Here is a 21,083-nt window from a genome sequence, read left to right as displayed (position 1 = left end):
ACCAATCCGGTCCGAAGTAAAGCCCGAACGCATGCCACACTTTAGCCGCCTGACAGACATCGTAACCTGCAGCCTGAGTGAAATTCTGGAGTCGTCTGACGACCCGCAGACAACGCTTCAGGAAGTGCTGGCGGAGATGGAAGAAGGACTTGCCAGTGCGCGACGCGTGGCCAGGACGTCGCGAACCAATCGCGATCGCCTTGAGAAGGAGATCGCCAGCCACACGGCTCAGATGAACGACTGGCTGTCGCGAGCCAAGGCGTCGCTGACCGACGGCGACGAATCAGCGGCTCGAGAAGCGTTGACTCGCAAAGTGGAAGTCGAAGACCTGATCGACGGATTGAAGCCGGAACTGGAGGCGTCCGATTCCAACTATCGCAACATGCTTCGAATTCAAAAAGCCCTGGAAGCTCGCTATTCCGAAGCCGTCCGTCGCATGGCGGAACTGACAGGCAAGCCGGCCGAAATTCGCCTGGAATCAGAAACCGCCGTGCACGCGGTCACGCAGTCTCAACAGGAAAAGAGCAGCGAAGTCGAAGCCGAACTGGCTGAGTTGCGAAAGCAGATGGAAGGCTAAGGCTCCGTCCCGTCATCCGACAGTTGCCCATTAGCCGCACGGCGCTAGCTGCGGTTTTTTGTTCCACCAGCGGCCGGCGCTTTGTTGCTCACCTGTTTAGCGGCAGAGCCTAACCCAACTTCGCCAACTCGAGTCACGAAGGCAGTGTTTTGTGGGGTGAGCGGCGAAAAGTTTCCACTACATTTGCTTTTGGATTATTTTTGAGGGCAGTTTGAGGCTCAGCTTTTCCAGAAGAATCTGCTGATGGTCGGAGGGCTTTGACACGCAGCGGGTGCGGATCTCCGGGCCGGTGCGAGTGGGCAGGACGACGTCCATCGAACGGATCTCCGACAGCTCCGCAAGCACACGGCGCGGTTCGTCGCCCAGCCCTGCTTTGCTGCACAACTGACCAAGCGTCTTCCACAGGACGTATGCCAGAAAACACACGAAGATGTGTGCCAGAACACGTTCCTCCTTCTGATGCCAGATCGGGCGGATCGAAAGATCGCTTTTGTGAATTCGGAACGCGGCTTCCGCTTCGGTCAGTTGGATGTATGCCTTCCAAAGTTCTTCGTCGGACCAGTCGCTGACATTGGTTCGCAGCAGATAGCATCCGGAACTCAGAGTCGCCCAGTCACGCGTAGCTTCGATCTTTGACCATTCGATGCGTGCGGCCCCGTCATCTGTCTTCGTGACTTTCACGTCGAAGAGCTTTGCCGCTCGAGTGTTCTTTCCGAGCAGCCGGCCGATCTCACGTTCGACCTTCATCGGGTCGCGTTTCTGTTTATCGCACCGCGCCGTCATGCGGATGAGCGACTCTTCGATCTTCTTTTCGAAGCGCTGTGTGATCGCTTCTTCCTTCATTGATCGATCGCGACTGCGACACAGGATGAATGTCTCCGGCGATGTGTTGCAGTCTTCCGATTCATCCGGATCGTCGCTGCCGGGCCACGGCACGACCTTGACTTCCAGGCCATCGCGAATGCTGGTCCAGTCTTCCTTCAGCAGCTCGTGTTCAAACTTCTTCAGCATCGATTTGGGAGTGCCGACGATGTAGCGTCGACCGCCTTCGCGCAGGAATTCGATGTTGTCTTCCGACACCATGCCGCGATCCATGACCCAGATGCGATCGCTTTTCCCGTAGCGTGCTTCCATCGTTTCGACGATGTGTTCCACGGTAGTAACGTCGGCCGTATTGCCGGCAAACACCTTGTATCCCAGCGGCATTCCGCATCGAGACACCACCAGCCCGATGCAGACCTGCTTGCAGTCGCTGCGGTTATCGCGCGAATAGCCACGCTGAGCCAGCGGATTGCGTTCGGCCTGACCTTCGAAGTAAGTGCTGGTGACGTCATACATCAGCAGGTCGTATTCGAGATCGAACAGATGGCCAAGGCGATTCTTCAGATGCGTTTCCAATGCGTCCTTGTGCGGCAGCAGCTGATCGAGTGTGCGGTACAGCCGATTATCGTTCACACGTTCTTCGCTCACGCCGAGCAGATCCCGCAGTGCCGTTTTCGGATACCATTGTTCGGCGGTGAAGAGTTCGCTGGCAGGTTCGAGCAGCCGCGCAATGATCAGAATCAGCGAACTCACATCCCAGCCGACCAGTTCACGACCTTCAGGGATCGCGTTGCTCAGGAACGTATCCAGTTGCAGCGTGCGAATCAGGTGCAGAGCCATCCACGGCCCGCCGAACTGTCGCAGGTTTTCCACACGAACTCCGGCGGCGTTGACTTCGACCCATCGCGGAGTCACGGCAGACGCATCATCATCGAACTCGAATCGCATCTGTCGACTGAGCGGTTGTGACTGATCAGCGGTGACACCGGGTGCAACCTCATCGCTACCGGCCAAAACTTCCGCCGCCTGATGGACGCCCAGTCGACCGGCTTCGTCAAGCTTCCCCAGCCACGCGACCACCCGCTGCCGCGGCCCACTGGCCGAGCGATACGATTCGACCAGCGCCCAGTAGGCGTGGCGACGACCGTTTTTGATTCGATGGCATTGGCGAATGAACATGATCGCAAATGCTACCGATCGATCTCTGACCGGCCAGATCAGAGGTCGTCACTACATCGTGTTTCAGATTTCAAACGCTGGACTTTCGGAAAATCGATAACAAAAACACGCCAAATAAATTCTCTGCAACCACATTTTGTGCCGCTGCTGGGGAAGTTGGGCTAACTGGACAGCGCCACCTTTGGGCGTTGGGCCGTGCTTTTGGAAACCCGAAGTGTAAGCGAGGGATTCGTCGCAACTCGATACCTCGCTTACACTTCGGGTTACCATTCGCACCAACATGGCGCTGTCCAGCTAAGTCGTTTTACTCTTCTTCATCATCGTCAGAAAACTCATCGTCTTCCGGCTGGTTTTCTTCAAGGTTACCGAACGTTCCCCAGCCGTCTGAGTATCCACCCAACGGTCTGGCGATTTCGTCAAGCTGCGCCTGCACGGCCATGATGTCTTCGTACTTCAGAGCCATTTCCTTGCGGCAGGTGCAGGTCCATGGTTCGGTGATTTCTTCTTCGGTGACGTCTTCGTCATCTTCGCCGTCGTCATAATCGACGAACGCTTCGTAGCCAAGTTCCGACACAGCGGCGGCCACGGTGTTGGCCGCGTCTTCCGTCGGCAGTGCCACGTGGAAGTCAACTTCCATGGGCACAGTCATGTCATTGCCGTCTTCGGCAATCATCCGCAAAACGTCACCATCCAGGTCATTGGGGTATTCTTCAGCCATCACGCAGTATTCCTTGTTATTGAGTTTGGGCGCGAAGCATACTCGCCCGACTGCAGAATGCGAGGTTTGCAACAAATCCCTTCGTGGGATTCTCACCCGCTGCCGCTGTTTCTCGATATTCCAGACAGACAGCGTCGCACATTTCCCGAACTGGCCGACTGCTGTCGAAGACGGAAAGGCGATAGCATTGTCGGCTCGACTTCCAGCGTGCTCGACCTATAACGACAAGTCGTCAGATTGGGCTGTGCGACCGATTGTGTCTCCGTTTGAAAAATGCCCATGGCTAACTCCACTAAACCAAAGATCGTCGGTTGCCAATCCTGGCGCAATCTGGCGTTTATCCATTGGCGAATTGACCCTGAAGAAATGCAGGCGGCATTGCCAGCCGGTCTGAAAGTGGAGACCTTCGACGGCAGTGCCTGGCTGGCTTTGGTCCCATTCTCCATGGAACGCGTTCGGCCATGGTGGTCGCCGGCCGTGCCACTTGTTTCGTGGTTTCTGGAAACGAATGTGCGGACATACGTGAAGCACGACAATGGTCAGACCGGCGTGTGGTTCTTCAGTCTTGACGCCAATCACCGGCTCGCGGTTGCGGTGGCCCGGCGCTTTTGGCACTTGAACTACATTCACGCCAAGATGGGACTGTTGACACGAAGCAACACTGCAGAATACCACGGGCGCCGCACATGGGCCGCGGGCGGTGACTATGAGGTCAAAGCTGTTGTCGATGCCGACGTGCCGTTACAGGCCGCACAGCAGGGTAGTTTGGAGTTCTTTCTGCTGGAGCGCTACCACCTGTTCGCTCAACGCCCGGACGGGCGATTTCTATGCGGGCAGGTCCATCATGATCCGTATCAATATCGCCCTCTGCGATCCGTGCAGATTTCGCAATCGCTGACCGATGCGGCGGGGTTCCCGATTTCGTCCGACATCGAACCGGACCACGTCGCTTACTCCCCGGGCGTTGACGTGCAGGTCTCGCCCCTGTTCCTGGCATGACGCTGATTTGCCGAAGTTTGATCTACACGTCGTTCTGCAGAAATTGACGAATCTGCTGCTGAGCATCAGCGGAGACTCGGCCGGAGAAATTCAGCACCAGCCGGCCGTTCCTATCGTGATGCCCGCAGATCTTCATGCGACCTTCGACAAAACGAGTTCGCTGCAGCCGTTCCAGCAAACGACGCTGCTCAAGCGTTTTGATCCCCGTGTGAGACCTCATGCCGTGCTCATCCACAACAATCGTGAAGGTGGCTTTCGGCTTTATCAGCCGCCACAGGCTGTAAAAGATCAGCACGACTACGACTGCTCGCAAGCCAAGAATCAGCAGTCGGATGAGTGTTCCCATGTGCTGTATCCGCGCACTGTTACGACAAAAACTTCTCTAATGCATTCAGGCCAGCTTCCAGTGTTTCCATATTGGTTGCGAATGACAACCGCACGTAACCCGGTGCTCCGAATGCATCGCCGGTCACCAGTGCCACATGAGCACCTTCTAACAGCGCCGTGCAGAAGTCGCTGCTGTTGTCGACGGTCGCTCCGCCGGGGAGCTCGCGGCCGAAGTGACTGCTGACGTTAAAGAAAGCATAGAACGCGCCGCCAGGATCGGCGAACGTCAGCCCCGGCATCTTACGCAGTCGACCGAGTACATATTCGCGGCGCTTTTGGAATTCGGCCAGCATTTCCGGGATGCAATCCTGAGAACCCGTCAGCGCTTCGATTGCGGCATACTGACTGATACTGGAGGGGTTGGATGTCTGTTGGCTTTGAAGTTTGGTGATCGCCTTGCTGACGTTTTCCGGTGCCAGAGTCCAGCCGATGCGCCAGCCGGTCATCGCGTATGCTTTGCTGACTCCATTGACGATGATCGTGCGATTTTTGACCTCATCGCCGAACGACGCGAATGTCTTGAAGGTGTAGCCGTCGTAGATCAGTTTGTCGTAGATTTCGTCCGACAGCACGATCACGTCTTTTTCGACCGCGACGTTGGCCAACGCTTCCAGAGCGTCCACTGGATAAACGGCTCCAGTCGGGTTGCTGGGGCTGTTCAGCATCAGCATGCGAGTCTTGTCGGTGATCGCTCCGCGAAACTGGTCCGCCGTCATGCAGAAGCCGGATTCTTCCGTCGTTTCGACCAGCACCGGCACTGCGCCGACCAGTTCGACCAGGGCGCTGTAGCTGACCCAAAACGGGGTCGGAATGATGACTTCGTCGCCCGGGTCACAGCACGCCGCCAGCACGTTGTGCAGTGCATGCTTGGCTCCATTGCTGATCGTCACTTCTGTCGGCTTGTAGGCGACGCCGTGGTCGCGCTGAAAGGCATCGCAGATGGCCTGCTTTAGCGGAAGGATGCCTGTGGCGGGCGTGTAATGAGTGTGGCCGGCGTCCATCGCGGCTTTGGCGGCGGCGCAGATATGGTCCGGCGTGGTGAAGTCGGGTTCGCCCAGCGTGAATTCCAGAACGTTGACGCCTTTGTCACGCAATTCTTTCGCTTTGGCGGCGGCGGCAATTGTGGCGGACGGGGCAAGCTGGTTGACGAGGTTCGATGTGTGCATGAGTTCGAATTGCTGTAGAAGGGGTGGTTGTGTGGCGGCGATTCTGCGACTGAGTGAGGTTGCGGTCAACCATCGTGATGCCGCTGAGTCGCAACCTCTCAGGATTGGTGACAGCCGGGTGCCAGTCCGGTTCGGCAGAATCGACCGAAACACGTCTGTATCTTGCCGTTGCTCGAAATTTCGAACGTCGCCTACAATATGGGGCTCTACGACCTATTTTCCAGGGATGGAATTGTGCGAGAAATTGAGCTTCCCCGACCGCTTCAGGATCTGACTTCCGGTTTCATCGGCACCCTTGGCTGTTGGGCGGCGGGCCTTGTCATGGCCGCTTCGGCCGTCATGTATTCGGTCGCAGGCGGCCTGACGACGCGACTGCTGGGGCTGCTCATCCTGCTGGCGGCCGGAATGATTTGCGGCATCGCTCGCACGGCTCCCGCTCAGTGGAAGCTGCGATTTACGGCCGTCTTCGTGTCACTTGCGATTGCCGTGGTGCTGGCCGAAATCGTGCTGCGGTGTGTGACGTCTTTTCCCATCAACACGACGCCCCCAATGGTGCCGCACCCTCAGCTTGGCTACGTGCTCGACCCAAAACTCGACGACGTAGACGACAACGGGTTTCGCAATGCCGAAGCAGTGACGGAAGCGGCGATCGTGGCGATCGGGGACACGCATACCCAGGGCTTCAACGCTGCGGCCACGGAAGCGTGGCCTCAGTTGTTGAGTTCTGCGATCGGCCAGACGGTCTACAACATGGGTGTCGGCGGCTACGGTCCGCTGCAATACGATCTGCTGGTGACCGAGGCCATCAAAAAGAAGCCGCAGCGGATTGTGATTGGGTTATACGTTGGCAACGATCTGGGTGATGTCGCGCGAGGCATTCAGGAACGTGATTCAGAACGCGAAATCGATAACTCGTTCCGTCATGCGATTAAGTTTCACACGGCCACGGGCAGTGCGCTGACTCATTTGGTTAAACGCTCCCGGTACGGCCGTCCAGCAGGTTTTGAGATCCCTCATGCCCGCCACCCGACTTACGTTTCGTACGAGCGAATTCGTTCTATCAGCGGCGACATGGATTTAACGGACCCGCCGATCGTCGCGGCATATGACAAGACAGCTCAAGTGCTGGCTCATGCGAAACAAAGTTGCGACGCGGCCGGAGTGCGCCTGACGGTCTTGTTGATTCCAACTCGTGAGTCGGTCTATTTTCAGAACGCGCACAGCGGCCAAAGTTCGTGGCCAAACGAACTGCAGCAGATGGTGCAGCGCGAGACCGAGCTCCGTACGCGTCTTCAGGTAATTTTGCAGCAACAACAGGTTGAACACATTGATCTGCTGCCGTCACTCGCAGCGGCCCTCGACGATGAAACGCCGGTCTACGCGCCTCACGATGAAGGCCATCCGCTCGCCGCCGGGTATCGCGTCTATGCGGCGGCTGTGACTCCATAGCTACTTGCCAGGAAACACGTGCCCGGTGGCTTTGGTCTCGACAGCGTACAGTGACTTTCGAGCAGTCACGTAAAGCGTCTTGTTGTCCTTGCCGCCGAACGCGACGTTCGCCGGGTGTTCCGGAATCTTGATAATGCCAAGCTGCTTGCCGGCCTTATCAAACACCTGCAGGCCCAAAGCTGTTGTGATGTACAGGTTGCCGTTGGTGTCGATCGTTAACCCGTCGCCGCCTGTGTTGTCTTTGCCTTCGGGTTGAGTCACTTCGCAGAAGACTTTGCCTTTGCTGATCTTCCCCGGCGATTCCACGGCATACGCCCACATCTGCTTTTCCATGCTGGGGACGACGTACAGCGTTTTTTCATCGGGCGAAAGAATAACGCCATTGGGCGCCGTGCGGTCATCGATCAGTCGAGTCACTTTGCCATCGGCTGCTCGGTAGTAGACCGCTTCTTTGCCCTGCGGCCACGGTTCAGGCGCTCGGAAACGCGGGTCCGTGAAGTAGATGCCACCGGTCTTGTCGATCACCAGGTCGTTCGGAGCGTTAAAGCGTTCGCCGTTGTACTTGCTGGCCAAAGAGGTCTGTTTGCCCGTGGTGAGGTCGTACTGCTTGAGCTGCCCGTCCATTTCGCAGGCGAGCAATCGGTCACCGACGACCATCAGCCCATTGCAGTGTCCGGATGGTTCGGCGAACACTGACAGCGTTCCCTTTGCATCGCGTTTGTGAATGCGGTTGTTGGGGATATCTGTGAAATACAGGTTCCCGTTGCCATCGGCAGCCGGGCCTTCGGTGAACGCGAAGTCTGTGTGAAGCCGCTGAGCATCCCCGACGGGACCGATGCCGGGAATGTCATCGGCTTGAGTCTGGGGGGCTGAGAGGATTGTGAGCAATAAAAAACCGTGGCAAACAGATCGAAACATAACGAGCCTCGCGGTGTTAGCAGTAGTGGGGCAGAATGCGTCCATCATTTCGAGGATGGGCGACGGAATCAAGCCAGCACCAAAATGCAATCGTTTCAGGCACTTTCTAAAGCGAAGTCACAAAGCAGAGAATCGGCACTTCATTCGCAGTAGGCAGAAGGAAAGCCATATGGCACACTGCGAAGTTCGTATCCAGAAGGAACCTACGCCATGAATCGCTCACGAACCGCTGTTATTGCTGCCATGCTGCTGGTGCTCATTACAGCGGCAGCGGTTGCTCAATTCGGTGGCTACCGTCGATTCGGATACGGGCGAAGCCGAGTCGGCCCGGATGGTCGTCCCGATCGCCGAGGCGTTCCGGACTGGAAGGTTGATGAAAAGTTCAAAGACGACGTCTTTACGTTCTGCCGCATTCGCTACAACAGCTACGGCGGGCGACGGGGAGATCGATGGAATACGGATTACCCTGACGCAGATCTTAACTTTTCGTACCGCCTGCAGCAGTTGACTTCACTGCACACACATCCGGATGGCGTCATCCTGGATCTCACCGACCCGAAACTGTTTGACTATCCCTTTATTTACATCATTGAACCCGGCGCACTGCATTTTGATGAGGCCGAAGTCACGGCTCTTCGCAGTTACCTTTTGAACGGCGGGTTTTTGATGGTCGACGATTTCTGGGGGCAGGCGCAGCTGGATAACTTTCTGTTCGAAATGAAGCGGGTCTTCCCCGATCGCGACGCAAGTGAGATCCCGCTGGAACATCCGATCTTTCACTGCGTCTACGATTTGAAAGAACGTCCTCAGATTCCTGCGATGGGGCGAGCTCACCCCAACCACGTCGACAGAGACGGGAATCTGATCACATGGGAAGGCGGACCGGACACTCGCGAAGTCCATTACAAGGGCCTGTATGACGACAACGGTCGCATGATGGCCATCATCTGCCACAACACGGATCTCGGCGACGGCTGGGAACGCGAGGGGTACAGCGAATGGTACTTCAAAGAATTCTCTGAGAAGAAAGCGTACCCGTTAGGAATCAACATCGTGTTTTACGCGATGACCCACTGATGTAGCACAGGAACCCACATGACCGAACTTGCCGACCTCACCCCGGAACGCGAACGCGAACTCATCACGCAACTGCGTTCGCTCCGCAAAGATATCGATGCCGAACTCTCCAAAGTCATTATTGGCCAGAAAGACGTTGTCGAACAATTGCTGATTTCGCTGCTTTCGGGCGGCCACTGTTTGATTACCGGTGCACCGGGTCTGGCGAAGACGTTGCTGGTGAATTCGATCGCGCAACTGTTCGATCTGAACTTCAACCGCATCCAGTTCACGCCGGACCTTATGCCCGCCGACATCACCGGCACCGAAGTGCTGGAAGAAGACGGGGCAGGGCACCGCGAAATGAGATTCATTCCCGGCCCGATTTTTGCCAACGTTCTGCTGGCCGACGAAATCAATCGGACCCCGCCGAAAACTCAGTCGGCGTTGTTGGAAGCGATGCAGGAACACCAGGTGACGGCGGCCGGTCGAGTCCATACGTTGCAGGAACCGTTCTTTGTCCTGGCGACTCAGAACCCGATCGAAATGGAGGGCACGTATCCGCTGCCCGAAGCTCAGCTCGACCGATTTATGTTCAACGTGCTGATTGACTATCTGCCGGAAGACGACGAAGTGGCAGTCGTCCAGCAAACCACATCCAAACGACGCGAAAAGATTCGTTCGCTGTTTGCCGGCAGTGTTGTGAGCGAGCTGAATCAGGTTGTGCAGCGTGTTCCCATTGCGGAAGAAGTCGTCCGTTATGCCGTTCGTATCGCTGCGGCTTCGCGACCTCATCAGGCTGGCACACCGGACTTCATCAACGAACTGGTTTCGTGGGGAGCCGGATTACGAGCCGGCCAAAACATGGTTCTCGGCGGCAAAGCTCGAGCACTCCTGGACGGCCGACCCTATGTGGCCACGACCGATATTCAGGCGTTAGCCAAACCGGTTCTCCGCCACCGCATCCTTCCCAATTACCGCGCGGAAGCCGAAGGCATCACGACGGAAACTCTGGTCGATCGTTTGCTGGAACAGGTGGCACATCCTAAGCAGGAGGCCGTGGCGTGACCTCGCCCGAGCCAACTTCAGCCAAAGCCCCGTTCATGGACCCTCGGGTCGTCATGAGCATCCGATCGCTCGAACTGCGCGCGAAGGTCGTGGTGGAAGGGTTTCGGACGGGGCTGAATAAAAGTCCTCGGCATGGGTTTTCCGTCGAGTTCTCAGAATACCGGCAGTACGCTCAGGGAGACGATCCGCGGTTCCTTGACTGGAAACTTTATGCTCGCACCGACCGCAGCTACATTCGCTTGTTCGAGGACGAGACGAACCTTCGTTGCTACATCGTGGCCGATTACAGTCGCTCGATGTCGTTTGGTTCTCTCGAATACACCAAGCACGATTACGCTCGCACGATTGCCGCTTCACTGTCGTGGATGTTGAACCGCCAGGGAGACGCCGTCGGACTGTCGCTGTTTGACGAACGAGTGCGCATGGTTGTGCCGGCTCGTTATCGACCGGGACAGTTGCGGCGAATCATGGTCACGTTGGAAGAACCCACGTCGGGCAACGAAACCAATCCTGCACAGGCTCTGGAACACGCGGCTCAACGGTTAAAACGTCGTGGCTTTGTCGTGCTGATTTCAGATCTGCTGGCTCCGGTGGAGCAGTTCGAAGCCGGGCTGAAGTTGCTGCGAGGCTGCGGGCATGACGTGGTCGTGTTTCAGGTGCTGGATCCTGTCGAACTGAATCTCAACATCGACGGGCCGCGATTGTTTGAAGACCTTGAGACCAATCAAAAGATCTACGCTGATCCGCAGGACTCTCGTTCCACTTTCGTGAAACGGATCACTGAGCACAATGAAGCCGTGCAGGCCGTCTGCGAAAAGCTGGGGGCCGCCTTTGTGCGAACGGTGACCAACGAACCTTTGGAATTGGTGCTGTCTGAATTCCTGCATGCGCGGAGGGTTCGCAGGTAATGGACTTTCTGACCCCCATCTTCGCGGCCGTCGGAGTCGCGGCCGCAACGATTCCGGTTGTGCTGCACATGTTGCGGCGAGCTCCCACGCAGGACATGCCGTTCAGCATTGTGCGATTCCTGAAGCCGTCGCAGCCGAAGCTCACAAAGCGGTCCAATATTGAACACTGGCCGCTGATGCTGTTGCGGATTCTGGCACTCGTGCTGATCGGACTGGCTTTCGCTCGTCCGTTTCTTCGGGAAGTCATTCCATTGGACGCCGCCGAAGGTGAAGTGCAGTCAGTGACCATTCTGATCGACAAAAGCGCCAGCATGCGCCGCGAAGGAATTTACGACCAGGTTCAGGAAACGCTGAGGGAATCCATCGACGAACTCAACGACGAAGACCTGCTAAGCGTTATGACATTCTCAGAGTCACCCGCGACTTTGGTGTCTCGCGACAAATGGGCGACGGCCACTCAGGATGAACGAGCAGCGATGGTGCAGAACGTCATCGACAGCTATGAGCCCGACTGGCTGTCGACGAATACGGGGTCTGCTATGCGAGCGGCCGCCGACGAACTGGCGGCGGAATCGAAAGAGCTGTTAAACGTCACGAGCCGGCGCCTGGTACTCATCACCGACTTTCAACGCGGCAGCAATCTGGATGAACTCAAATCCGGCGAATGGCCGGCCACTGTGGAGGTCCAACTCAAAACCGTTGAGCCCACGAAGAAAGGCAACGCCGGAGTTACCTTCGTAAAAGATCGGCGAGCCGATCGGACTCGCGTGCGAATCGCCAGTGCCGGAGATTCTGTGCAGCAGGAATTCCAGCTTCAGCCCTTCGATGCCAGCGGTGCCGCCGTGGGGGAATCGATGAAGGTGACAGTGGCCCCCGGACAACGCAGAACGATCATTCTTCCCGCGTTGGATCCGGCGGCGAGTAAGTCGGTCGCGGGCGTGGAACTAAAAGGCGACGACCATCCGTTTGATAACGTCATCGATTTGCCGGAACTGGAAAGTCCGGTGGTGAAGGTGGCTCATATTGGTCCGGCGACGTTAAACGATCCAGAGTCGATGCGCTATTACCTGCAGCGTGTTCTGGATGGCAACGTGGAACGCGATGTGAAACTGATCGACCTGATGAAGGAAGACGGCGTTGTGCTGCCGGTTCCTGCCGACGTCAAACTGGTTGTGGCGACAGCCGTGGTGCCGGATGGGTTGCTGGATTCGCTGTCGGCTTTTCTGGATCGGTCGGGAACGCTGCTGATGGCACCGCCTTCGATCGATGCTGTATTGTCTGTGAAGACATTCCTGCCATCGAACTTCGAAGTGAAGGAAGCGGACGTCGATGAATATGCGATGCTGAGTCAGATCGATTTCGATCATCCGCTGTTCTCAACCTTTTCCGATGCTCGCTTTGCCGACTTTTCATCGATTCGGTTCTGGCAACATCGCAACCTTGTGTTTAACGAAGAGGAAAGGCAGAAAGGCGAATGGACGGTCGTCGCAAAATTCGATTCCGGAGTTCCCGCGATCGCCGAACTTCCTCATGGAGATAACGGCCGCGTCATCCTGTTGGCCACGGGTTGGCACCCAGCAGACAGCCAATGGGCACTGTCGACCCGGTTCGCACCGCTGCTGACTCGGATTTTGTCGCTGGCCAGTCCGGCTCAGAAGGATCAGGTGATTCAAACTGTCGGTGATGTGATCCGGCCAGGACAGTTGGTTTCGTCGGACGACTGGAGCATCTCGTTTCCCAATGGCACCGAAACGACAGCCGCCGCTGTGTCCGCCGCAGCTGCGGAAGGTTCGACTTCTTCGGAATCGACCGTAGTTCTGAACGAACCCGGCCGCTACACGATTACGGGAAAGGCGGACGATGGGGAATACAATGTTTCACTGATCGCGGGATTGGGAGCAGCGGAATCTCGTACCGAAATGCTGCCGATCGGGCAGTTGCAGGTTCTTGGTATTGGTGTTGAACCGGCGAGCGGCGAACAATTGGCAATGAACGCTGGCGATTCGGACGATGCACCGCCCGGTCAGTTGAGTGCCAACGAGTTGGAGAAGCAACAGAAGTGGTGGCGATGGCTGCTGCTGTCAGGTTTGGGATGTTTGTTACTGGAATCGCTGTGGGCTTCGGCGATTGAACGACGAAGCACGATCGAAGCGTAACAATAGGGATATAACCATGACCGGAACCGTCCTCGAACGAAGCCTGCAAATGGTGGCGAAGCGGCTGTACAAGCTGCGAGTGCTGCGAAGGCAGGCGATGTGCTGGCTGCTTCTGCTGGTGCCGGCAATCGTCCTTTCGATGATATTGCCGCAACTGTCCGGCTTGATCTCCACGACGCTGCTGGTGCTGCTGGGCATCACCATGGGCGGCCTTATCCTCGCGCGCTGGAAGGTGCCGAAGCCGACGGCTCTGGAAACTGCTCGACTGGTCGAAAAGAACCGCCCCGAACTTAACGATGCGGTTTTGACGGCTGTCCGAGCCGACGCGGTCGCGCGCACTCAGCCGCACGCTTCGATTTTGAACGACTGGGTCATTGATGAAGCCGATAAGCTTGCTCGCGGGTCCGACTGGCGCTCGGTGGTGCCTCGTCGCCAGATTCTGACCTGGTCGACACTCAGCTTTCTGGCGTTTTGCTTTCTGATTACCGGCGTCGTTGCCGCTGGTCGCTGGGGCCGGGAACTCGGTACGTCGAATGCGTTAATGGCCGTCGCTGGCACGGGCGAAAAACAAGCGATCGGTGCAACAGAACTGGCCATCGAACCTGGTGACGTCGAAATGGAACGCGGCGCTGCGCTGACGGTGGTTGCTCGATTCGGAAAAGTGCTGCCCACGAATGCCGTGCTGCAGTTAAGCACAGAAGCAGGAAGTGCAACGTTCGAGATGGATCCCACTGTCGATGCCGGTGTTTTTGCCGCTCGAGTTAGCAGTGTCGCAAGCGACGCCACGTATCGCGTGGTGTTTGGGAATTCGGTGGTGGAAGTTGGAGCGTTGCTGGCGTCGGAAAACGCGAGCCGTAGTCAGGGCGGCGTTTCAGACAGCTACAGGATCAGCACCTATGTCCGGCCGCGGCTTGAACAGGCAGATGCGCTGATCACTCCGCCGGCCTATGCGAACAAAGAACCTCAATTGGTGGAAGACACTCTGCGCGTCACGACTGTCGAGGGTTCAATGGTCCAGTTAACGCTGCATCTGAACAAGCCCGTTGTGGTTGCCGAATTGCGCACGGACGATGGCGAGGTCATTCCGCTCACTTCCATTGATTCAGACTCAAACGCGGTGACGGCCGAATTCGAAGCGATCGATGATCAAAAATTCGCCGTGTACCTCGAAGACGCCGATGGCCGCACGCCGGCTGAAGAAGAGACGATTTCGCTAAAGGTGACTCGCAATAAGCGACCGAAGATCAAGGTGACTTTCCCTGGCAAAGATACCAACGTCTCGCCGTTGCAGGAATTTCAAATTGAAGCCGAAGCGACAGACGACTTCGGGTTCAGTGATTTCGGAGTGTCGTACACGCTTAGCAATGGAGAAACAGCAGACGTGTCACTGGTTGGCGGTCAGGACTCCGATTCGTCAGGCGTCGCAAAGCAGCTTAAGATCCAACACACCATCGAGCTCGAAAAACTAAACGCCGCACCCGACGAATTGCTGTCTTACACCTTCTTTGTCGAAGACATCGCGGCAGATGGAATGCCTCGCCGTACATCCAGCGACATGATGTTTGCGGAAGTTCGCCGCTTCGAGGAAATCTTTCGGGAATCCCAACAGCAGTCTCAGCAGCAACAACAACAGCAGCAGCAACAGGGTGGACCGGCCGAGAAACTGATGCAGTTGCAGCGGCAGATCATGATCGCCACGTTCAACATTCAACGCACATGGGAAGAATCGCGACGCCGTGAACGAGCAACCGCGCAGGCGGTGGAAGACGTGGGCGTGGTGAAGGAATCGCAGCAGGAAGCGATCGGACAGCTTCAGGAAGCAAAGGAAGAAACGGCAGGCGATGCTGAGATGATGAAACTTGCGAAGGGTGTTGAGGCTCAGATGCAGAAGGCCGTCGATTCGCTCACGGCGTTTGAAAAGCAACGGCAGGATTCCACATTGTCCGACGCGCTACTCGCCGAACAATCGGCCTTTGCCGGCCTGATGCGCATGCGAGCTAAAGAGTACGAAGTGTCTCGATCGCAGTCCCAGTCTCAGGGGCAAGGGCAGGAACAAAACAGTGCTTCGCAGGAACAGCTGAACCAGCTCGAACTGGACAACGAACGCAACCGCTACGAATCCGAACGACAGGCTCAGCAGCAACAGGAACAAAACGCCGAACAAAGCCAGCAGCTTCAGATTCTGAATCGCCTGAAAGAACTGGCTCGACGTCAGCAAATGCTGAACGAACGTATGAAACAGTTGGAATCAGAACTGCGAGCCGCGCAAACGCAGGAAGAAAAGGATGAGATCGAACGAGAGCTGAAACGTCTTCGCGACGAGCAGCGGGAAATGCTGCGCGATGTGGACGAACTGCGGGAAACCATGGATCAGCAGTCGGCCCAACAACAGCAAAAGAACCAGGAAACTCGTGAGCAGGTCGAAAAGACTCGCGAACGAGTTCAGCAGGCGTCGCGAGCGATGGATGAAGGCAATCTGCAGGATGCGATTTCTGAAGGCACGCGAGCCGAGCGGGAGTTCGATCGACTTCAGGAAGACTTTCGCAATCAGACGTCCAACCAGTTTAGCGAAGCCATGCGGGATCTCCGCGAGCAGGCTCGGTCAATGACCGAACGTCAGGATGAGATCGCCAAAGAGCTGGCAGGCGAGGGCCAACCGGAAAAAGGCGATGATGCTAACAAGCCAACTTTACGCAATGACCGTGATCGCGAAGGATTGCAGAACAAGGTGGCTCAACAACGCGACGAACTGGAACGAATTCTGGAACAGGCCAAACAGCTTGTCGAAGAAGCCGAAGATAGTGAACCTCTAATGTCACGCCGCTTGTACGATACCATCCGCGACACTCGAAAAATGAAGCCGGAAGAGGCTTTGGAGGCAACCGAAATTCTGGTTAGCCGCGGACTGTGGAATCAAGGTCAGCAGGCCGAACAGATCGCTCGCGAGGGCATTGAAGACTTGACCAAAGGCATCGAACAGGCGGCCGACGCCGTGTTGGGCAGCGAAGAAGAATCGCTGCGGCGAGCTCAGGAAGAAATTGAGGCACTGTCGCAGCAATTGGCGTCGGAAGTCGCCAACGCAACGGGACAACAGCAGCAACCGGAAGGTGCCACGCGGCAGTCGGACGACGCAGCACGCAATGGGGAATCTCAATCGCCTGGTGAAGCAACAGATCGGAAGCAGGGCATTCAGCGAGCTGCAGCGCCTTTACCAGAACAACAGCCGCGTCAGGCAGTCGGGGATCGACAATCAGGCGAACCTCAGCGAAGCGAACGGCAACCGCAGGGCGGCGAGCCGAAGCCGGGGGAAGGGGCGGCCAGCCAGCCTCGTGAGGGCGCTCAGAAATCCAGAGAAGAAGGCAACTCTGAAGGCCGGAAGCTCGGTGAGCAGAAATCTGGTGATGCCGCGAAGCCAGGTGATGGCCAGAGCGATTCACAACAGGAACAGGGCAAAGGCACAGGCAAGGAGTCAGACCAACCGAGAGAAGGGCAGCAACCCGGCCAGCAGGGGCAACAGGGAGAGCAGTCTGGTCAGCAGGAAGAAGGACAGGGAGAACAAGGTGAGTCTGAAGGTGAAGGCCAGGGCCAGGGCCAAGGTCAAAGACAGGGACAGGGACAACAGCAAGGTGAACAGGGCCAACAGGGCCAACAGGGCCGGCAAGGGCAGCAGGGACAGGGCGAAGGGCAAGGTCAGAGCGAAGGCCAGAGCCAACAGGCGGGCCAGCAATCCGGACAGGGCCAACAGCCGGGCGGTCAGCAGCAATCGCAAGGTGGCGGCGGCGGACGCAACGGTGGCTCATTCCTGCTGGGAGGCGGTCGTGAAAACATTAACGGCGGGCGAGGTCAGAACGAAGGACGGCCACTGACCGGTGACGACTATAAAGATTGGTCAAATCGGCTTCGAGAAGTAGAAGAAATTCTGGACGACCCGGAACTGCGAAATCAGGTCGCTCAGGTACGCGATCGCGCTCGCGCGATTCGTGCTGAATTTCGTCGACACGGCAAAGAGCCGCAATGGGACCTGGTGAATTCGCAATTACTAAATGAAATGGCGTCTCTGCAGAAACGCATCAACCAGGAACTGGCCAAAATGGGCGGCGACCGGTCGATGGTGCCAATCGATCGCGAGCCGGTGCCGGAAGAATTCGACGAATTAGTCCGACGGTATTACGAGTTGCTCGGTCAGAGTCGGGAAGGGGATCAGTGATCAGTTTCATGCTCGCTGCCATCGTCGTCGGTGACCGTTCATGGATTGGGCCAACGGTTGCCGTTGCTGCCGTCGGAATCCTGCTTGCGCTGTGGGTAAGCCGACACCGTCGGGCCATGTTGGGAATCGCCACGGCCTGCCGCATCATCGGCTGGCTGCTGATCTGTGCGTGTCTTGTCAATCCGCTGTGGAGTTCTGCTCGACCACGGCGAGGAGCGAACGTGTTGGCTGTTGTGACGGACGTCAGCCGCAGCCATCTGGTCACGACGTCCGGCGACAAAACGCGAGCCGACGTGTTGCGACAGGCTCTTAATTCCGGGGAACGCAGCGAACCGAATGGCTGGATCAATCGTATCGATCAGGATTTTGAATTGCAGCGTTACGCCGTCAGTGATCGTCTGGAACGAGTCGAATCGTTTGAAGACACTGACTTTGATCGCCCGGCATCGAACTTGTGCTCAGCTTTGGAGCAATTGCAACAGCGGTTTGCGGGACAGCCGCTGGCGGGCATTGTGCTGCTGTCCGACGGCAACGCGACCGACGAATTCGCTTCGCTGGATGAGTTGAAGACCTTGGCGCCGGTTTACCCCGTGATCGTCAACGATGATTCCAAAGCGGCCGATGTCGCGATCGGGGCTGTCACGGTGAACCAAACGGCCTTCGATGACGCTCCGGTCACGATTCAGGTACGCACCAGACACACAAACCTGAACGGGCAAAAAGTGCAGCTCACATTGCTGGACCAGGACGGCGTTCCGCTGGAATCCAAAATTCAGACCGCAGGTGATGAATCAGCCGTACGGTTTGAAGCTCGACCTGAAACCGGCGGTACCGTGTTCTACACCGTCAAGGCTGCATTGCTGGATAAAAATGAGGAACCGATCGAAACCGAAGCAACAACCGTTAACAACGAACGCTTGATTGCGGTCGATCGTGGTAGCGACAAGCGGCGAGTTCTTTACGTGTCTGGGCGTCCCAACTGGGAATACAAGTTTCTGCGGCGAGCCGTCGAAACGGATCCTCAGACGGAACTTGTGGGGCTGATCCGCATCGCGAAAAAGGAAGCCAAATTCGATTTTCGCGGACACGAAGGCGAGAGTTCCAATTCACTGTTTCGAGGCTTCGATGAAACCGAACAGGAACTCGCGGAAGAATTTGACGAACCGGTATCGGTGCGTTTGGGAACGAAAGACGAAACCGAACTGGAAGGCGGATTCCCTGAAAAAGCAGAAGAATTGTTCGGCTACGATGCCCTCATCCTTGACGACATCGAAAGCGAATTCTTTACAGCCGATCAACTGCAACTGATCTACGAGTTCGTTTCCAAACGTGGCGGCGGCTTCCTGATGATGGGCGGCCAGGAATCGTTTCGACAGGGCGAATACGATCGCACTCCGGTGGGGGAACTGCTGCCCGTCGACCTGCATCGCGAGCTGCCCGGGCCAAATGGTCCGGTGCAGTTAAGCCTCACGCGAGAAGGCTGGTTGCAACCTTGGGTGCGACTGCGATCTGATGAAGACGCCGAACGTCTGCGAGTCACTCAAATGCCGGGCTTTGTGACACTAAACGCGGCCAGCTTTATCCGCCCTGGCGCCGTCGTGATGGCCAAAGTGGCCGACAATGCGGGCAACGAGTTTCCAGCGTTGGTGACTCAGCGTTTTGGCCGAGGTCGCAGTGCTGCATTGTGCGTGGGCGACCTGTGGCGGTGGCGAATGAACGAAGGCCGCCGACGGCTGCAGGAATTTTCGTTGCAGGCGCGCAATCCTCTTGACCAACCCATTGCGGCAGGCGAAGACCCGGAAGAAGATCTCAACGATCATGCACGAGCCTGTCGTCAGATGGTGCGCTGGCTGGTCGGCGATGTCCCCAAGCGGTTGGACGTTTCTATCAAACCGCAACCGGCACTCGGGTTGGGAACGGTAAAACTGGTTGCCGATCTAAAAGGCCGAGACTTTGAACTTCGCGAAGACGCGGACGTACGGTTTGTCGTCACGAAACCCGATGGTTCGAAGGTGGAAATCGCGGGCGAACCTGCCGAGGATGAAATTGGGAGGTTTGAAGTCGTGATGTCCGCTGTCGATCCTGGCGCCTACACGGCAGAAGTGACCGCCACGGTGAACGATCCGGAAACCGAACCGGAAGAACTCACGGGAACAATTGGTTGGGCCAGTCAGCCGGATCAGGAAGAAATGGCGTCCGTCAATGTGAACAGCCGATTCCTGAATGACATCGCCACGGCGACCGAAGGCCGAGTTGTTTCCATCGACGACCTGGATTCGTTCGTCGACGACTTGTCTCATACCGATGCGCCGCTGGTGGAAGTGTGGTCGTGGCCAATGTGGCATCAGTGGTGGGTGTTCGTGGCGGCCGTTGGTTGTTTTGTGACGGACTGGACGCTGAGAAGACGGCAGGGCCTGCCCTGATACAAGACGAATGGGACGAGTGATGGTGTGCCGAATGGACTGTGCTCGAATGCGGGCAGTCAGGTTGCTGGTCGTGCTGATGTTGATGTCAGCCACGGCAGTGCTGCGCGCGGACGAGCGGCAGTCGGTGATTGTTGTTGTTGGCGCAGAAGGCACGCCTGAGTACAGGCAGATGTTTTCGGAATGGACGGATCGCTGGCAGGCGGCGGCAAAAGCGGGCGATGCAGACTTTGCCGCAGTTGGTCGCGGGCAAAGTGACGAAAGCTCGAACGACCTTCAGACCCTGCAGACGAAGGTTACTGACGCGATCAGTGTAAAAACAGATGAACCATTGTGGCTTGTGTTAATCGGGCACGGCACGTTCGATGGTCGAGTCGCTCGGTTTAATCTGCGTGGGCCGGACCTATCGGCGGATGCGGCGGCGGAATTGTTAGCAACCTCACAGCGACCGGTGGCCGTCATCAACTGCGCGTCCTGCAGTGCCCCGTTTATCAGTGCTCTTAGCGCGCCCAATCGAATTGTTATTACCGGGACCAAAGACGGCAACCAGGTGCAATTCACACGGTTCGGGGGTTTTCTCGCGGACGCCATCGCTAATCTGGACGCCGACATCGATCGCGACGGTCAAACCTCTTTGCTGGAAGCATGCTTGTTTTCCGCTCGCCGAGTGGAAGAATACTACAAGTCGGACGGCCGACTGGCGACGGAACATTCGCTGCTGGATGACAACGGCGACGGCAAGGGCGTTCGCGCGGAGTTATTTGAAGGCGTCCGTGTCCGTGAAAATGTGAAGGACAAGACGGCGGTCGACGGAAAGCTTGCGAAACGTTGGCACTTAGTCCGCAGCGAAGCAGAACGCAGCCTGTCGCCAGAACACCGAATGGAACGTGATCGACTGGAAGAACAATTGGAACAGCTACGGCCACTGAAAGCAGAACTTTCCGAAGCCGAATACCTTGGGCGTTTGGAAGACATACTGCTTCCGCTTGCCCGCCTCTATGAAACCTCTGCAGATCCGCCTCAGGCGAATCAGCAACAGCCACAATAACC

At 56.9% G+C, this 21,083-nt stretch carries 15 protein-coding genes; 10 read left to right on the top strand and 5 right to left on the bottom strand.

Annotated features, from left to right (window positions below; genetic code table 11):
- Positions 1-31: 31 nt before the first annotated feature.
- On the top strand, positions 32-577 hold the full coding sequence (locus Fuma_RS27280) for a PspA/IM30 family protein (protein WP_077026900.1): 546 nt from the start codon (positions 32-34) through the stop codon (positions 575-577).
- Positions 578-754: 177 nt separating this feature from the next.
- Here the strand turns inward: Fuma_RS27280 and Fuma_RS27275 are convergent, their stop codons facing one another.
- On the bottom strand, positions 755-2,578 hold the full coding sequence (locus Fuma_RS27275; protein ID WP_077026532.1) for an IS1634 family transposase: 1,824 nt from the start codon (positions 2,576-2,578) through the stop codon (positions 755-757).
- A gap of 304 nt (positions 2,579-2,882) precedes the next feature.
- On the bottom strand, positions 2,883-3,296 hold the full coding sequence (locus Fuma_RS27270; RefSeq protein WP_077026899.1) for a ribonuclease E inhibitor RraB: 414 nt from the start codon (positions 3,294-3,296) through the stop codon (positions 2,883-2,885).
- A 279-nt stretch (positions 3,297-3,575) separates the two neighbouring features.
- Here Fuma_RS27270 and Fuma_RS27265 point away from each other — a divergent pair, with 279 nt between their 5' ends.
- The gene (locus Fuma_RS27265) at positions 3,576-4,295 is read left to right on the top strand and encodes a YqjF family protein (RefSeq protein ID WP_077026898.1); all 720 of its coding nucleotides are present in this window, start codon (positions 3,576-3,578) and stop codon (positions 4,293-4,295) included.
- A gap of 22 nt (positions 4,296-4,317) precedes the next feature.
- On the opposite strand, the gene Fuma_RS27260 is transcribed toward Fuma_RS27265, so the two are convergent.
- Positions 4,318-4,641: a hypothetical protein gene (locus Fuma_RS27260; protein ID WP_077026897.1), complete on the bottom strand. Its 324-nt coding sequence runs from the start codon at positions 4,639-4,641 to the stop codon at positions 4,318-4,320.
- 19 nt (positions 4,642-4,660) lie between these two features.
- On the bottom strand, positions 4,661-5,848 hold the full coding sequence (locus tag Fuma_RS27255; protein WP_077026896.1) for a pyridoxal phosphate-dependent aminotransferase: 1,188 nt from the start codon (positions 5,846-5,848) through the stop codon (positions 4,661-4,663).
- A 162-nt stretch (positions 5,849-6,010) separates the two neighbouring features.
- On the opposite strand from Fuma_RS27255, the gene Fuma_RS27250 reads away from it, so the two are divergent.
- Entirely contained in the window at positions 6,011-7,297 is a 1,287-nt protein-coding gene (locus tag Fuma_RS27250; RefSeq protein WP_077026895.1) for a hypothetical protein, read from the top strand.
- Here the strand turns inward: Fuma_RS27250 and Fuma_RS27245 are convergent, their stop codons facing one another.
- Complete coding sequence (locus Fuma_RS27245; protein WP_077026894.1) at positions 7,298-8,215, bottom strand: SMP-30/gluconolactonase/LRE family protein; 918 nt, start codon at positions 8,213-8,215, stop codon at positions 7,298-7,300.
- Positions 8,216-8,425: 210 nt separating this feature from the next.
- Between Fuma_RS27245 and Fuma_RS27240 the strand changes: the two genes are divergently transcribed.
- The 7 genes from Fuma_RS27240 to Fuma_RS27210 are packed head-to-tail and all read left to right on the top strand — an operon-like array spanning position 8,426 to position 21,081.
- Entirely contained in the window at positions 8,426-9,292 is an 867-nt protein-coding gene (locus Fuma_RS27240; RefSeq protein ID WP_077026893.1) for a DUF4159 domain-containing protein, read from the top strand.
- Between the two features lie 18 nt (positions 9,293-9,310).
- On the top strand, positions 9,311-10,339 hold the full coding sequence (locus tag Fuma_RS27235) for an AAA family ATPase (RefSeq protein WP_077026892.1): 1,029 nt from the start codon (positions 9,311-9,313) through the stop codon (positions 10,337-10,339).
- A complete protein-coding gene (locus Fuma_RS27230) occupies positions 10,336-11,247 on the top strand; it encodes a DUF58 domain-containing protein (RefSeq protein ID WP_218922312.1) in 912 nt (303 codons plus the stop codon). Before Fuma_RS27235 ends, Fuma_RS27230 begins: the two co-directional genes overlap by 4 nt.
- Positions 11,247-13,403 carry a BatA domain-containing protein gene (locus tag Fuma_RS27225; protein ID WP_077026890.1) on the top strand — a complete coding sequence of 719 codons (2,157 nt, stop codon included), beginning with the start codon at positions 11,247-11,249 and terminating at the stop codon, positions 13,401-13,403. The genes Fuma_RS27230 and Fuma_RS27225 overlap by 1 nt, the downstream gene beginning before the upstream one ends.
- A 16-nt stretch (positions 13,404-13,419) precedes the next feature.
- Entirely contained in the window at positions 13,420-17,610 is a 4,191-nt protein-coding gene (locus tag Fuma_RS27220; protein ID WP_077026889.1) for a DUF4175 family protein, read from the top strand.
- Positions 17,607-20,033 carry a glutamine amidotransferase gene (locus Fuma_RS27215; protein ID WP_083732365.1) on the top strand — a complete coding sequence of 809 codons (2,427 nt, stop codon included), beginning with the start codon at positions 17,607-17,609 and terminating at the stop codon, positions 20,031-20,033. The genes Fuma_RS27220 and Fuma_RS27215 overlap by 4 nt, the downstream gene beginning before the upstream one ends.
- Positions 20,034-20,082: 49 nt before the next feature.
- Entirely contained in the window at positions 20,083-21,081 is a 999-nt protein-coding gene (locus tag Fuma_RS27210) for a hypothetical protein (RefSeq protein ID WP_077028583.1), read from the top strand.
- Positions 21,082-21,083: the final 2 nt, after the last annotated feature.

It is taken from the genome of Fuerstiella marisgermanici (assembly GCF_001983935.1).
GTDB lineage: Bacteria > Planctomycetota > Planctomycetia > Planctomycetales > Planctomycetaceae > Fuerstiella > Fuerstiella marisgermanici.
The sequence above is the reverse complement of the archived record's forward strand: the minus strand, read 5'-3'. Positions and strand labels throughout refer to the sequence as shown.